Raw genomic sequence first — 14,605 nt, 5'->3', positions numbered from 1 at the left:
ATAAAAAACTTGTTTAATTATCCGAAAAATACAGGTTTATTAAAATTTTTAATTTATCAAACTACGAGCGATACTGATATTATCTTAGACTTCTTTGCTGGCTCTGGCACGACCGCTCATGCTGTAATGGCTCAAAATTTAGAGGACGGTGGTAACCGCAAATTTATATTAGTTCAGCTTGATGAAAAGATAGATGAAAGAAATAGTAAAGTAGCTTATGATTTTTGTAAAAACGAGCTAAAAAGCGATAATCCAACCATCTTTGACATCACAAAAGAGCGTATCTTGCGCGCAGCGCAATCTCTCTCTCTCTCTCTCTCGAGACGATGCGCGGCTTAAATTTAAAATCTTTTCGACCGTTCCACTTTTAAAATCATATTTAGATAAGTATTTAGACGGCGACTCTGATACGAAAGAGCCGAATTTATTTCCTAAAAATGAGCTTTCAAAAGATGATTTTACAGCACTTTTAACTACATTTGCAGTTTATGATGGCGTAAAACTAACAGATGAGCTAAAAAGAGTAGATTTGGGAGGATATGAGGCGTATTACGCACAGAAAAAACTATATCTTATAAATGAAAATTTTAATGGTAAAAATTTAAAAGCTTTGGTTGAGAAAATAGATAGTGATAAAGAATTTGCGCCTGAAAAAATAGTAATTTATGAGCCTAGTTTTGAAAGCTCGAGATGGCGTGAGCTAGATGAAGCTATTAAAAATTATGCAAATAAAAAGAATTTGCAAATAAGCTTAATTGTAAGGCATTAAAATGGCTGGATTTAATTACGAAAAAGACTTGCCTCATCAAAATGAAGCAATAAATGCGGTTATGGATGCTTTGGTTGGATGTGAGATAAAAAAAAGCATAAACGCAGAGCAAAATCCTCTAATAGAAAGTAAAAACAATGTTTTTGACATCTGCATGCAAACTGGAACTGGCAAAACATATACATTTACAAAAATGATGTTTGAGCTAAATAAAATCGCAGGCGTTTTTAAATTTATAATCGCAGTGCCGACGCTTTCTATAAAAGCTGGAACGATGAGCTTTTTAAACTCGGAGGCGACTAGAGAGCATTTTAGAGATATTTATTCTAAAAATATCAAAATTTATCTAGTCGAGAGTGCAAAGCAAAACGATAAAAAAGAGCGTATGCCAAGTGCGATAAGCGAGTATGCAAGAGCTAGTGAAAATGGTGCAATACACGTGCTTGTGATAAATCAAGGCATGATAAACTCTCAAACGCTGCAAAAAGAATTTGACGTAACTCTTTTTGATGAGATATCAAATCCTTTTAAAGCTATCTCATATACAAGACCTATTTTGATAATAGACGAACCGCATAAATTTGATAAAGAAAATAAAACGTGGGAAAATTTGAAGAAATTTAACACTCAACTTACATTTAGATACGGCGCTACTTTTAAAGAGTTTGAAAATAAAATTTATGAGTTAAATGCACTTGATGCTTTTAATGCGGATCTGGTAAAGGGTGTTGAGGTTTATGTAGCTAAATTTGACGAGGCAGCTGATGTAAGCGTAAGGCTGGTATCTACTAACTCGGCGATCGCTAGATTTGAGCGTAAAGCCGATAGAAAAAGCAAGTTTTATAATCTTGGTAAGGGCGATGATCTGGAGTTAATAGATGAAAATTTAAAAGACATCAAGATAGAAAAGCTAAATACAAAAATAGTGTTATTAAATAACGGCTTAGAGATGAAAAGAGGGGATGAAATAAACCCTTTTAGCTACTCGCAAACACTTCAACAAAAGATGTTAGGAGTCGCTGTAGATGCGCACTTTAAAAATGAGCGTGAGCTGATGAAGAGATCTCCTCGTATAAAACCACTTGCACTATTTTTTATAAATGATATAGATAGCTACCGCGAGAAAAAAGGAGAATTTAGAGCTGAATTTGAAAAGCTCATAAAATTAAAAATGGAGCAAATTTATAAAGAAGAAGAGCCTGGATTTTATAAAGATTATTTAAAAAAATCGCTTGACAATCTTTCTTTAACTCATGGTGGATACTTCTCAAAAGATAATGATGATAAAGATGAGAAGATACAAAAGGAGATAGATGAAATTTTGCACGATAAAGAGAGTTTGCTAAGTTTAGACAACACAAGACGTTTTATATTTTCAAAATGGACTTTGCGCGAAGGCTGGGATAATCCAAATGTATTTACTATCTGCAAACTAAGAAGTAGCGGCTCAAACACAAGCAAGCTACAAGAGGTGGGGCGTGGGCTAAGACTGCCTGTAAATGAGTATATGGCTCGTGTAAAAGATGATAAATTTATGCTTAACTACATTGTTGATTTTAAAGAAAAGGACTTTGCAAATAGCTTGATAAACGAGATAAATGAAAGCGTTGAAGCTGAGCTAAATAAAGAGGAACTTACTGAAGAAATATATGAAAGAGTAAAGCAAAAATTTAATATTAGTAAGCTCAAAATTCTAAGTAGTTTAGTTGAGGTTGGAGCGTGCGACGAGAATGGTAAATTTTTAGAAGGTGGATATGAAAAATTTAAAGAGATGTATTCTTTAGGCAGTAGAGATTTATCACAAAAGATAAGAAATGTAGAAGATAAGAAAAAAGGTGTGAAGATAAGACCTGCTATGTTTACTGAGCTAAAAGAGCTTTGGGAGAGGCTAAACGAGCGAGCGATCTTAGAATATATGATAAAAGATGAGAGCGAATTTGGTAAAATTTTTAGTGATTTTTTATCTAATAGAAAAGATATATTTAAGCCAAGTGGGCTAGAGGTGCAGAGATTTGGCATAAATGCGACAAAAGGCGGTATGAGCGTCATAAATATAAGTAGTGTAGAAGATAAGATAGAGCCTATAAATACACTGACTTATAAAGAATTTTTAGTGAAATTAAGCGACGTGATATGTGCGAGATTAGATACGTTGTATATTGCATTTGAAAAATTTAAAGAAGTAGATATAAAAAATTATTTAAATTTATCTACGATATATATCTTAAAAAATGAATTTAATCGCTACTTACTTGAAAATGCAATAAGCAAATTTAGCATCTCTTATAAAAAAGTAGAAAGTAGCGTGCATCCAACAAAATTTACTGATGAAAAAGGAGATGTAAAAGATGTAAGCCCTAAAGATCTTGGAGTGCAAAGTATTAAAGGAGAAACCGCAAAAGAGTATTTATTTGATGAGATATTTTATGACTCAGAGCTTGAGAAAGAAAATATCATTGAGGAGATCTCAGAAGTGGTTGTCTTTACAAAAATCCCAAAGAATTCGATAAAAATTCCAGTAGCAGGTGGCGGTACGTATTCGCCAGATTTTGCTTACATAATAAATAAAAAGGATGGTAAAAGCAGACTAAATTTCATCATAGAAACAAAAAATAAACCTAAAAGCGAACTTGCGATAAGTGAGAAACAAAAGATCAAGCATGCACAAGAGCTCTTTAGCAATAGTGGTTTTGACGTGAAGTTTGAAACGCAATTTGAAAATGAAAAAATCTTAGAAGTTATAAAAAAGTCTTTATGATTTAGAGGCAAAATTAGCCTCTAAATTTAAACCATAAACATAACTTTTGCAAGCAAAACTATCGCCACCGCAAGCGTAAGTGCGATAGGGTGGATGTTACCAAGTGGGCTAGGGCGCTTAAATATAAATTTGCAGCTCAAATTTACTATTACCGCAGCCACGATCACCATCGCTAAGAAAAATTTGATCATAAAAGCGATCTGTAAATTTGTCTCAAAGTAGCCTCCAGTCTTGCTGCCAACCCAGTTACTCATCATCATGCCACCAGTTAGAACTAAAAGTAGCAGACAAATAGGCATGATCCTAACAGCTACCGAGCTGATGGCTTGCTTTGCCTTTTGCGCAAGCTCTGGTGGCATCTTTTTGCTCGCCGCTCTTAATATGATCACATCAAAAAATAGATAACCAACAAATATAATCGCACAAAAAAGATGGACTATCTGTGCGTAGGGATATAAATTTTGCATATTTTTCCTTATCTGTAAATTCCAACTGCTTCACGCACTTTTTTTATCGTTTCGTGAGCTACATTTTCGGCCTTTTTAGCGCCTAGATCTAAAATTTTAGCCACCTCGTCAGGGTTGTTTTGAAAGTGCTCAAATTTCTCTCTTGCATCTTTAAAATAGTCCCAAACAAGCTCGTTTAGATAGGCTTTAAAGTGTCCGTGTCCCTCGCCGCCGCGCTCATATCTAGCCTGCAAGTCGCGCTGGCCGCTCTCGTCTAAAAATAGCTTTGCGATATTATAGACGTTGCAGTTTTGCCACTGCTTTGGCTCTTCAAGCGGCGTGCCATCAGTCACGATGCTTGAAATTTGCTTTTTAAGCGTCTTGGCGTCCGCGAAGATATCGATAGTGTTGCCGTAGCTTTTGCTCATCTTTTCGCCGTTTGTGCCAGGCACGGTAGCGACGTTTTCATCGATCTTTGCCTCAGGCAGAGTAAAAATCTCGCCATGTTCGTTGTTAAATTTGATCGCGATATCGCGCGCGATCTCAACGTGCTGGATCTGGTCCTTGCCCACAGGCACGACCTGCGCGTTATAAAGCAAGATATCAGCCGCCATCAAAACCGGATAGCTAAAGAGCCCGTGGTGCGAGCTAATGCCCTTTGCGACCTTGTCTTTGTAGCTGTGCGCGCGCTCAAGTAGCCCCATAGGCGTATGCTGGCTTAGCACCCAGTAAAGCTCAAGCACGTCTTTAACGTCGCTTTGCACCCAGAAAATGCTTTTGTCTGGGTCGATCCCAAGCGCCAAAAAGGCACACGCAGCGTCAAATGTGTTTTGCTTTAGTGCCTTGCCGTCGCTAAGGCTGGTCATCGCATGGTAGTTTGCTATAAACATAAACATCTCGTTTTGCTCTTGCATATCAACCATCTGCTTTATCGAGGCAAAATAGTTGCCAAGGTGTAGTTTGCCGGAGGGTTGGAGGCCGGTTAATACTCTCATCTTATCCTTTCAAATTTTGGCTTCGTTTTTTTGAGCGCCTTTAAATGAGTTTGTAAATTTTAATCATCGACAGGCTAAATGCCTAGTCTTGATTAAAATTTAACTGCACAACATTTAAATTCATCTCAAAACACTTCGCCAAAAGCTTTTAAATTTTAACATCACGTTAGACTTTATGCGTCTAGCTTGATCTTAAAATTTGACTGCAAAACATTTGTCGCTTTAGCGCTCTATCAAAGTAAAGCAAATTTATCTCAAAATTTCGCCAAATTTCTAACTACAAAACGCTAAATCTGGCTCAAACATCACAAATTCCAACACCACGCCAGACAGCCATCTAGCTTGATCTTGAAATTTATCGTTGCAAGCAGCTTGCACCACTTTGCAACTAAACTTTTAAAAGTATCCTTATCTCTTTTACGATCTGCTTTGGAGTTTTGCCCTCGACTTCAACGATATAATCAGCCTTTTTCTCATAAAGCTTTTCTCGCTCCAGATGAAGTGCCTCAGCCTTTTTTAGGTCGCTTAAAAGTGGGCGTTTGGCGAGTTTTTTCTTGCTATTTTTGCTATTTTTTAGCCTCTGCATGATCGCATTAAAGCTTGCTTTTAGATAGATCACGGTGCCTATTTTGTTTAAATTTTTAACCTTTGCAAAGCCCCCACCTGTCGAGATGATCGCATTTTTGACATTTGTGGCTAGAAATTTGGCTAGATCTTTTTCAAGCTGCCTAAAATGCTCTTCGCCAAATTCATCAAAGATAGCCTTTATCTTCATATTTTGTGAGCTCTCTAGCAAGTCGTCGCAGTCAAGGTTCATCGTCTTTAGCGCCTTGCTTAGCGCCCTTGCAGTGGTGCCCTTGCCAACACCCATAAACCCTATCAAAACGATATTATTGTTCTTTGTCTTCATCACTCTCTCCGCGTTTTTTAGGGATTAGCACGATAGGCACGCCAGCTAGACTAAAGCTCTCTCTAAGCTTGTTCGTTAGGTAGCGTTTGTAGCTAAAGTGCAGGCATTTTGGGCGGTTCATGATGAGTGCTATCATGATAGGCGCTGTTTTAAACTGCACTGCGTAGTAGATTTTCACGACCCTGCCTTTATCTCGTGGCAGTGGGTGCGCCTTGGTCGCTTCGCCGATCACTTCGTTTAGCTTTGAAGTTTGGATTTTTTGGGTGTAGTTTTTGTAAATTTCAACTATGAGCGGGTAAATTTTATGCACTCTTTTGCCGCCAAGTGCCGAAACGCTGATGATCGGCGCGTATGAGAGAAATTTAAACCTATCTTTTATCTCCTTGCAAAGCTCGTCAAATTCTTCGCTGCTTTTGTCCCATTTGTTTAGCACGATGATGACGCCAAGCTCAAATTTCGAGGCGATGCCAGCGATACGCTCATCAAGCTCGGTTAGTGGCTCAGAGCTATCAAGCACAAGTAGCGCCACGTCTGTCTCTTCTAAAATTTTCTCAGTTCTATTTAGCGCGTATCTCTCGATGCCCTCGATCTTGCCACGCTTTCTGATACCAGCAGTATCAACAAACTCAAAAACTCTGCCGTCATGCTCGTAAATTTCATTTACTGGATCGATCGTAGTGCCTGCCACGTCGCTAACTACGGCGCGGCTCTCTTTTACAAGGGCGTTTAGAAGTGAGCTTTTGCCGACATTTACGCGGCCTATGATGCCAACTCTGATGTTTTTGCTCTCATAGTCTATCTCGTCGCTTAGCTCGCCCTCGTCGTTATAGTTTTCTAAAAAATCATCAAAATCTTCACTCGTATCGGCCTTTATCTGCACCTTGCTCTCTAGGTGTTTTGCTAGCCAGATGCTAAGCTCATCGACGCCAGTGTTATGACTTACTGAAATGCCAAATGAGTTTTTTGCGCCAAAACTTACAAATTCCCACTCTCTTTGCTCGTCTTTTTTACTGTCGATTTTGTTGATGACTAGAGCGATTGGTAAATTTAGCTTGCTAAGCTCGTAAAAAATGGCTCTATCCTCATCATCTGGCATCATTTTACCATCGACCATGTATAGGATGACGTCTGAATTTCTAGCCTCTGCCAAGGTCTTTGCTTTTACGTTTTTAAAAAGCTCGCTGCTATCATCAAGCCCGCCGCTGTCGATTAATATACACTCTTTGCCCTCAACTTCGATCTTAGCTTTGTTTGTATCTCTTGTAGTGCCGCTAACGTCGCTTGTTATGGCGATGCGTCTTCTTGCTAAGCGGTTAAAAAGTGAGCTTTTGCCGACATTTGGCTTGCCTACTAATATTACTTTTTGCAAATTTTGTCCTTTTTATGATGGCTGATTATACAAATTTTTCTCTTATATAAAGTATAAAATTACGCTTAAAAGCGCCGAAATAAAAGAAAAAATCAACCAAAATTTAAGCCATTTTTTATTAAAATGAGTGCTTTAAATTTAGAGGTTTTGCGATGTTAAAAAGGTTTTATATTTCACATCTTGGCATTTTTTATATGCTCTTTGCTTGCTTTATGTTTGCCGTGACTGGCGCATTTGCAAAGTATCTGAGTAAAGATATGCCTTCTATCGAAGTTGTTTTTTTTAGAAATTTGATCGGACTTTTCATCGTCATCTACGCCATCTATAAATTTCCATTTAAGCAAACTGGCGGGCACTTTTTCTTGCTGATGTTTCGCGGTTTTGTGGGTACGGTGGCGCTTTTTGCCTTTTTTTATAATGTCGCGCATGTAAATTTAGCCACAGCCTTTACATTTCAAAAGACAAATCCGATATTTACAGCCATTCTCGCAGCTATCGTGTTTAAGGAGCGGCTAAGCTCGCTTGGCTGGTTTGCTGTCTTTTTAGGATTTGGCGGGATTTTGCTTGTTATCCAGCCAAATTTAGGTATCAATAAAACCGATATCATCGGCATTTGGAGCGGCCTTGGAGCGGCTATTGCCTACACGAGTGTAAAGGAGCTAAACAAGAGCTACGGCACAAATGTCATCGTGCTAAGCTTCATGCTTTGGGGCTCGTTTTTGCCGCTTATTTGCATGGGGATGGCGGAGTTTTTTACATACGAGCCGCTTGATTTTTTATTTTCTAAATTTGCTATGCCAAGCTGGCACAACGTCGTTTTTATCTTGCTAATGGGGCTTAGTGGCTACTATTTTCAGGCGTTTATGACAAAGGCATTTGCGGTTGGTAAAAAAGCTGGCGTGATCGCTGCGGTTAGCTATGCAGACGTCATTTTTACGCTTATTATTGGCTATTTTATGGGCGATGCGTTGCCAAATCACCTAGCACTCGCAGGTATCGTGCTTGTAGTGGTGAGTGGAATTTTAGTTGTTAAAGAAAAATAAAGGAGAAAAAATGATCTTAATCGCTGGACCTTGCGTGATAGAGAGCAAGGAACTTGTTTTTGAAGTGGCAAAAAGGCTAGTTAAATTTAATGAAAATCCAAAGCTTGACTTTTACTTCAAGTCTAGCTTTGACAAGGCAAATCGCACGAGCATTAGCTCATTTCGTGGCCCTGGGCTAGAAAAGGGTTGTGAAATTTTAGCTGAGGTGAAAAAGGAATTTGGCTTTAAAATTTTAACCGATATCCATGAGAGCTATCAAGCTCAGCCAGTTGGCGAAGTGGCTGATGTGCTGCAGATCCCTGCATTTTTGTGCCGTCAGACTGACCTACTTGTAGCAGCTGCAAAGACAAAAGCTGTCGTAAATATCAAAAAAGGGCAGTTTTTAGCGGCGTCTGCTATGAAGCACTCTGTTAAAAAGGTGCTTGAGACAAGGGGTGTGAGTGGCGACGGATACGATGTCGCAAAGGCAAATGGCGTCTGGCTAACGGAGCGTGGAAGCACCTTTGGATATGGAAATTTAGTCGTTGATATGAGAAATTTAGTGATGATGAGAGAATTTGCGCCAGTCATTTTTGACGCGACCCACAGCGTGCAAATGCCAAGCGCACTTGGTGAAAAGAGCGGCGGCGACGCTAGGTTTGTGCCGTATCTTGCAAGAGCGGCAGCTAGCGTTGGGGTGGATGGATTTTTCTACGAGACGCACATAAATCCTTGTGAAGCGCTATGTGACGGGCCAAATATGCTAAATTTAGACGAGCTTGAAAAAGTCGTAAATGACACGCTAAAGATAGAGGAAATTTTAAATTTTTAAGCTAAGGAGAGAGATGAAAAGGATTTTTTCGCTACTTTTAGGAGTGTTATTTTTAGTAGGTTGTGGCTCATCTCAGCCAAAGGTGCCACTTGCTGGCAAGTATAAATTTGAGGGCATTAGCTACACTCATGTGCAGCGCCACGAGCCGACAAAATTTTTCTATCAAAGCCCAAAAATGATCGAGAAAAAGTATAACAAACAAATTTTGGAGGCGCTTACAAAAGAAAATTTGCTCGATCCAAATTCTAGCGACGAGCTAAAGATAAAGATAACTCACCGCAGGGAATTTATAGGCGAGGCGACCTTTGCTAAAAGCGACAGGATGGGAAATATCTACCTTACTTACGAGGTAGAAGTCGTTAGAAATGGCGAAGTTTTGAGGCATTATGGCTCTAGCGAGCTAAGATTTAACCCTGGAGTTTTTGGAAATTTAAAGGGGCTAGTTGGACAAAATAACGATGATAGCTTTGAAAATAAGGCGATTAGCGCAAATGTAAAAGAGATCGTTGATACCATAAAAGGTTTGAAGTAAATTTATGTCAAATAGAGGCTTTTTGTGGATATTTCTTGGCGCGGTGGCTGAGTGTGGCTGGGCGTATGGGCTAAAGCACGCGTCAAATTTAAGTGAATTTTTGCTTACGACGCTGCTTGTGAGCATAAGTTTTGTCTCGTTTATGAAGGCTTTAAAGTATCTGCCTGTAAGCATCTCTTATGCAGTATTTGTGGGCTTTGGGACGGCTTTTATCGTCATAGCTGAGATCGTTAGCGACTACGTAGCAAGCGGGATCATGCCAAATTTCATTAGGCTATTTTTCATAGCGACGCTCATTTTGGGCGTGCTTGGGCTAAAAGGCATAAAAGAATGATCCACTTTTTAGCGCTTTTACTAGCTGGATGTTGTGAGGTTTCTGGCGTCTTTTTTATCACGAAATTTTCAAAAAGCACAGGCGTAAAAAAATGGGCAAATTTCATCCTTTTGCTTGGAAATTTCGCCCTTTCTTTAACGCTGCTTAGCTACGCTATGCAAACTATCGCTATGTCGGTGGCGTATGCGATCTGGACAGGCATCGGAGCGATCGGAGCAGTCGTGGTTGGCGTAGTTTTTGAAGGTGAGAAGATAAATTTTAAAAAAGCCTTGTTTTTAGCGCTCATCATCTTTAGCGTCATCATGCTAAAGATAGTTTGATGATTAAACAAGCTTTTGCTAAACTTGCATAAAAAAAGGAGAAAAGATGAAAATAATCGAAGGAAATTTAGCCCTAAAAGGCAACGAAAAGATAGCGATCATAAACGCAAGGTTTAACCACATCATCACAGACCGCTTGGTAGAGGGCGCAAAAGATGCATTTTTACGTCACGGCGGCGATGAGAAAAATTTAACTTTAGTGCTAGTCCCTGGCGCATTTGAGATACCTATGGCGCTTGAAAAGGTGCTCGCAAGCGGTAAATTTGACGCGGTTTGCTGCGTGGGAGCGGTGATAAGAGGCGCAACGCCGCACTTTGACTATGTAAGCGCTGAGACCACCAAAGGCATCGCCAATGTGACGCTTAAATACGCAAAACCAGTCACATTTGGCGTGCTAACGGTAGATAACATCGAGCAAGCGATCGAGCGAGCTGGCAGCAAGGCTGGAAACAAGGGCTTTGAAGCGATGACGGGCGTTATAGAGATGCTAAATTTATACAAAAAGCTAGGAGAGTAAAATGGCCACACGTCATCAAGTGAGACAAGCCCTAGTTTCGCTACTTTACTCAAACGAGATAAACCCCGTAACTGCGGAGTTTGAAGAGGAATTTTTAGAAGAGAAAAAGATAAGAAATGAGCGCAAAAACGAGGCGCAGCAGACCTTTAAAGAGGTGCTAGCAAACAAAGAAAAACTAGATGAAATTTTAAAACCGCACCTAAAAGATGGCGATTTTAGCAAGGTTGGCGCAACTGAGCTTGCTATCCTTAGACTTGGGCTTTATGAGATGAAATTTAGCCAAACTGATAAAGCTGTCATCATAAACGAGGCAATCGAGCTTGCAAAGGAGCTTGGAAGCGATCAGGCGCCAAAATTTATAAACGGCGTGCTAGATAAGATAAAGGGCGATCTATGAGGCTCTGCGTCGCTCTTGATATGGCGAGTAAGGATGAAAATTTAGCCCTTGTAAGAGAGCTAAAAGGGCTTGATCTTTGGCTAAAAGTGGGGCTTAGAAGCTATCTTAGAGACGGAGCTAAATTTATAGAGGAGCTAAAAGGGGCAGGGGAGTTTAAAATCTTTCTTGATCTAAAGCTCTATGACATCCCAAATACGATGGCAGACGCGGCTGAGGTCGTCTCAAAGATAGGTGTGGATATGATAAACGTGCACGCAAGCGCTGGCATACGCGCGATGAAAACTGTGATGGAGCGTCTTAGTGCGCTGCAAAATCGCCCTTTAGTGCTTGCGGTATCGGCACTAACTAGCTTTAATGAGAGCGAATTTGAAGCGGTTTATAATGATACGCTTTCACGCTCGGTTAGAAAATTTAGCCAGATGAGCTTTGAAGCGGGGCTTGACGGCATGGTCTGCTCGGTCTTTGAAAGCAAGCTCATAAAAGACGTGACAAGTCAAAATTTCATCACGCTTTGCCCTGGGGTTAGGCCTTTTGGCGAGAGTGCGGACGATCAAAAGAGGGTTGCAAATTTAGTTAGCGCAAAGCAAGAGGGTAGCGACTTTATCGTTGTTGGCAGACCGATTTATGAAAACGCAAATCCAAGAGAAATTTGCGAACGCATTTTGGAGCAAATTTAGCGCCCTAACTTGCATAAAATTTGATCTAAAATCATTTTAAACATGGTTTTTCGCGTAATAAATTTAAATTAGACCACCTTGTGAGAAGCTTGGATAACGACTTAGCGTAGTAGCAAGATGAAATTTAGCAAGCTTTGTAGCGCATAAGAATGAAATTTAAAATTTCATTGCAACGAGTTTGGCGGTGCTTAAAAAATTTGAGGTAAATTTGAGCGATTTTAAGAAAATCCCATATGTCAGCGAGGCAACCGAGGCAGATCTGCTAGCACTTGGCTACAAGGATATCGCTTTGCTAAAAGGAGCAGATCCTGAGGAGATGTTTGAACGCACAAAGGCGCTTGGACGTGGTAGCGACAGGTGCATCCTCTACGTTTACCGCATGATTTGTTATTACGCAAATACGCCGCGTCCAGACAAAGCCAAGCTAAAATGGTGGCTTTGGAAGGATTAAATTTTTAAAATTTGGTAGCCACTATTTATAAACAGCATAAACTTTTATCAACTTTTACAAGCATTGAGCCACGGTTTTAACGTTATTTTAAAGCCTTTATGCATAAAATCACAAACTATTACAATAATAGCAAACTATTATTATCAGAACTTTTTAGTTGACTTTTTGACTTAGTAAAACAAAAACCATAGGTAGCAAAGGGTAACTAATATTTTTAATTATATAAATAAGGTAAAAATGAGACTCTGGACGATAAATTTTAAATATCTTGACGCAAAGGGTCTTGTGGCTCTGTGGAGAGAGGCTTTGCTGGCTAAAAATGTTTTAGAAGGGCTGACAAAAGGCTATAAAAACCACCCACAATTAATTAGATTTTACACTCATCAAAACTCTATAGATGTTATAAATGCCTATCTTTTTGAAGTTTATAAAGAGGCTTGCGTTCGTGGATATAAATTTGATGTTGCAAAAGTTGGCAAATTTGACGCAGAAAATTTATCCAAGATCGCCGTTACTAGAGGTCAAATCGAGTATGAATTTAACTTCTTGCAAGAAAAACTAAAACTAAGAGATTTAAAAAAATACAAAGAAAATTTAAATGTAAAAAATATAGAAATTTCTACCATTTTTACGGAGATAGACGGTGACATCGAGCTTTGGGAGAAGGTAAAAACGCTTATTTAGTTTTTATACTACAAATTTTTTTAACGACCTCTATCCTATTTATATCTTCAAATTTGATCCTAGTTTTTACGATCATGAGGGTTTTATCTTTGAAATTTACATCTGAGACTAGGCCGCTAGTTTTTACGTAAGTAAAGCCGTCGTGGTAGCTCACACGCACCTCGTCAGCTATCTTTATCTCGCTTATCTTTTTTAAAATTTCATCAACCTTGCTCTCATCAAGCTCGAGCTTTTCGCATTTTTCTCGCTCTTTTTGTCGCAAGGCTCGCTCTAATGTTGAGAGAGGATTAAACGAGCTAAAAATTTTCGCCCTATCTTTACTCACCGCTCTTGTGCCCTCCTATTTTTTTGTTTCTATCTTGCCCAGTCGCCTCTGGTAGCAGGTCGATCGCGCGCAGGATCGAGTTTTTACCAAATTTCTCTTTTATCAAATTTAGCGACTTTAACACCGCTTTTTCTTTGGCGTCATCTTCAAATAAGCTAAATTCTGCCAAATTTTCTTTTATCACATCGTTTGCTGATATGCCTATTTGCCTGATTAGCCCAGTATTTTTTATCTTGTTTGAAAGCAGCTCCTCAGCCGCGCTCATCAGTACGCTTGAGATATTTGTTGGCGTTTTAAACCTCACGCTTGCACGTTGCTGCGGCTCGAGCTTATCGGCGAATCTCACATTTATCGTTAGCCCACTCGCCCTCACATCTTTGTTTATGAGCCTAAGAGCGAGCCTGTCAGCCATCTCTTTTAGCACGATCACCGCCTCGCAGCGCTCGTAGTCTCTTGGTAAAATTTCCGAGCTAAAGTAGGACTTGGTGCTTGGTTTATAGGCCTTTATCTCAGCTATCGTCGTTGGCTCTATGCCGTTTGCGTGATCTATCGTGATGTAGGCATCGACGCCAAAAATTTTTTCAAGCAGGCTTTTTGGCGCATTTGCGATATCTTTCATGCAAAAGATGCCGCATTTTTCGAGCTTTAGCCTAGTTTGCTTACCGATACGCCAAAAGTCACTTAGTGGCTGGTGCGTCCAGAGCTGCTTTTTGTAAAGCTCTTCGTCAAGGTAGGCGATGCCGTCATCTTGGTGCTTTGCTAATATATCAAGCGCGATCTTTGCGAGGTATAAATTTGTCCCCATGCCGCAAGTGGCCGTCACTCCAGTCGTTTTTAAGATCTCATCCATCATCATCTTTGCCATCTCTTTTGCGCCAAGAGCGTAAAATTTCAAGTAAGATGTGAGGTCTATGAAGCACTCATCGATCGAATAGACGTAGATGTCCTCTTTGGAGACATATTTTAGATAAATTTCATAGATCCTTGCGGCGTAATCGATGTAAAACTGCATCCTAGGCGGCGCGATGATAAATTTGACATCTCTTGGTATCTCAAAGAGCCTGCAGCGGTTTTTTACCCCTTTGGCACGAAGCGCAGGGCTAACAGCTAAGCAGATGCCACCACTGCCACGACTAGCATCAGCCACGACTAGATCGGCCTTAAATGGATCAAGCCCACGCTCTACGCACTCAACCGAGGCGTAAAAGGACTTTAGGTCGATAACGGCGTAAATTTTGCTCTTTGGATTTTCATTTTTCATGAGAGG

At 39.8% G+C, this 14,605-nt stretch carries 19 protein-coding genes; 13 read left to right on the top strand and 6 right to left on the bottom strand.

Going from position 1 to position 14,605, the window contains the following annotated elements:
* From F3G98_RS09495 to F3G98_RS09485, 3 genes are all read left to right on the top strand, one after another.
* Positions 1-339, top strand: a 339-nt coding sequence (locus F3G98_RS09495; protein ID WP_223231345.1) for a DNA methyltransferase, incomplete at its 5' end; no start/stop codon positions are given.
* Entirely contained in the window at positions 263-769 is a 507-nt protein-coding gene (locus F3G98_RS10540) for a hypothetical protein (protein WP_188116999.1), read from the top strand. The genes F3G98_RS09495 and F3G98_RS10540, both read left to right, overlap by 77 nt.
* Position 770: 1 nt before the next feature.
* Positions 771-3,527, top strand: coding sequence for a type III restriction-modification system endonuclease (locus F3G98_RS09485; RefSeq protein WP_103608486.1), 2,757 nt, complete (start codon positions 771-773; stop codon positions 3,525-3,527).
* A gap of 26 nt (positions 3,528-3,553) precedes the next feature.
* On the opposite strand, the gene F3G98_RS09480 is transcribed toward F3G98_RS09485, so the two are convergent.
* The 4 genes from F3G98_RS09480 to der form a co-directional block, all read right to left on the bottom strand.
* Positions 3,554-3,994, bottom strand: a complete 441-nt coding sequence (locus F3G98_RS09480) for a copper resistance protein CopD (protein ID WP_103608487.1) — start codon at positions 3,992-3,994, stop codon at positions 3,554-3,556.
* Positions 3,995-4,002: 8 nt separating this feature from the next.
* Entirely contained in the window at positions 4,003-4,968 is a 966-nt protein-coding gene (gene trpS / locus F3G98_RS09475) for a tryptophan--tRNA ligase (RefSeq protein WP_103608488.1), read from the bottom strand.
* A gap of 388 nt (positions 4,969-5,356) precedes the next feature.
* The gene (locus F3G98_RS09470) at positions 5,357-5,878 is read right to left on the bottom strand and encodes a shikimate kinase (RefSeq protein ID WP_149726092.1); all 522 of its coding nucleotides are present in this window, start codon (positions 5,876-5,878) and stop codon (positions 5,357-5,359) included.
* Positions 5,859-7,247 carry a ribosome biogenesis GTPase Der gene (der, locus tag F3G98_RS09465; protein ID WP_149726091.1) on the bottom strand — a complete coding sequence of 463 codons (1,389 nt, stop codon included), beginning with the start codon at positions 7,245-7,247 and terminating at the stop codon, positions 5,859-5,861. The genes F3G98_RS09470 and der overlap by 20 nt, the downstream gene beginning before the upstream one ends.
* 152 nt (positions 7,248-7,399) lie before the next feature.
* On the opposite strand from der, the gene F3G98_RS09460 reads away from it, so the two are divergent.
* The 10 genes from F3G98_RS09460 (at position 7,400) to F3G98_RS09415 (ending at position 13,013) form a co-directional block, all read left to right on the top strand.
* Positions 7,400-8,290 (top strand): DMT family transporter, encoded by an 891-nt coding sequence (locus F3G98_RS09460; protein WP_021084553.1) that lies wholly within the window; start codon positions 7,400-7,402, stop codon positions 8,288-8,290.
* 10 nt (positions 8,291-8,300) lie between these two features.
* Positions 8,301-9,101: a 3-deoxy-8-phosphooctulonate synthase gene (gene kdsA, locus F3G98_RS09455; protein ID WP_087583483.1), complete on the top strand. Its 801-nt coding sequence runs from the start codon at positions 8,301-8,303 to the stop codon at positions 9,099-9,101.
* 13 nt (positions 9,102-9,114) lie between these two features.
* Positions 9,115-9,633, top strand: a complete 519-nt coding sequence (locus tag F3G98_RS09450; protein WP_103608490.1) for a hypothetical protein — start codon at positions 9,115-9,117, stop codon at positions 9,631-9,633.
* A gap of 4 nt (positions 9,634-9,637) precedes the next feature.
* Complete coding sequence (locus F3G98_RS09445) at positions 9,638-9,967, top strand: DMT family transporter (protein WP_021084512.1); 330 nt, start codon at positions 9,638-9,640, stop codon at positions 9,965-9,967.
* On the top strand, positions 9,964-10,287 hold the full coding sequence (locus tag F3G98_RS09440) for a DMT family transporter (protein ID WP_004317710.1): 324 nt from the start codon (positions 9,964-9,966) through the stop codon (positions 10,285-10,287). The genes F3G98_RS09445 and F3G98_RS09440 overlap by 4 nt, the downstream gene beginning before the upstream one ends.
* Before the next feature lie 46 nt (positions 10,288-10,333).
* Positions 10,334-10,804: a 6,7-dimethyl-8-ribityllumazine synthase gene (ribH, locus tag F3G98_RS09435; RefSeq protein ID WP_021084559.1), complete on the top strand. Its 471-nt coding sequence runs from the start codon at positions 10,334-10,336 to the stop codon at positions 10,802-10,804.
* Position 10,805: 1 nt separating this feature from the next.
* A complete protein-coding gene (gene nusB / locus F3G98_RS09430) occupies positions 10,806-11,201 on the top strand; it encodes a transcription antitermination factor NusB (protein WP_103608491.1) in 396 nt (131 codons plus the stop codon).
* Positions 11,198-11,878: an orotidine-5'-phosphate decarboxylase gene (gene pyrF / locus F3G98_RS09425; protein ID WP_149726090.1), complete on the top strand. Its 681-nt coding sequence runs from the start codon at positions 11,198-11,200 to the stop codon at positions 11,876-11,878. Before nusB ends, pyrF begins: the two co-directional genes overlap by 4 nt.
* A 208-nt stretch (positions 11,879-12,086) precedes the next feature.
* The gene (locus F3G98_RS09420; RefSeq protein WP_103608494.1) at positions 12,087-12,329 is read left to right on the top strand and encodes a helix-hairpin-helix domain-containing protein; all 243 of its coding nucleotides are present in this window, start codon (positions 12,087-12,089) and stop codon (positions 12,327-12,329) included.
* A 237-nt stretch (positions 12,330-12,566) separates the two neighbouring features.
* Positions 12,567-13,013: a pyrimidine dimer DNA glycosylase/endonuclease V gene (locus F3G98_RS09415; RefSeq protein WP_103633276.1), complete on the top strand. Its 447-nt coding sequence runs from the start codon at positions 12,567-12,569 to the stop codon at positions 13,011-13,013.
* Here F3G98_RS09415 and F3G98_RS09410 read toward each other — a convergent pair.
* Positions 13,006-13,338: a YolD-like family protein gene (locus F3G98_RS09410; protein WP_103608422.1), complete on the bottom strand. Its 333-nt coding sequence runs from the start codon at positions 13,336-13,338 to the stop codon at positions 13,006-13,008. The genes F3G98_RS09415 and F3G98_RS09410 overlap by 8 nt on opposite strands.
* On the bottom strand, positions 13,331-14,599 hold the full coding sequence (locus F3G98_RS09405) for a Y-family DNA polymerase (RefSeq protein WP_103617895.1): 1,269 nt from the start codon (positions 14,597-14,599) through the stop codon (positions 13,331-13,333). The genes F3G98_RS09410 and F3G98_RS09405 overlap by 8 nt, the downstream gene beginning before the upstream one ends.
* Positions 14,600-14,605: the final 6 nt, after the last annotated feature.

The organism is Campylobacter concisus (genome assembly GCF_902460895.1).
GTDB classification, from domain to species: Bacteria; Campylobacterota; Campylobacteria; order Campylobacterales; family Campylobacteraceae; genus Campylobacter_A; species Campylobacter_A concisus_BC.
The sequence above is the reverse complement of the archived record's forward strand: the minus strand, read 5'-3'. Positions and strand labels throughout refer to the sequence as shown.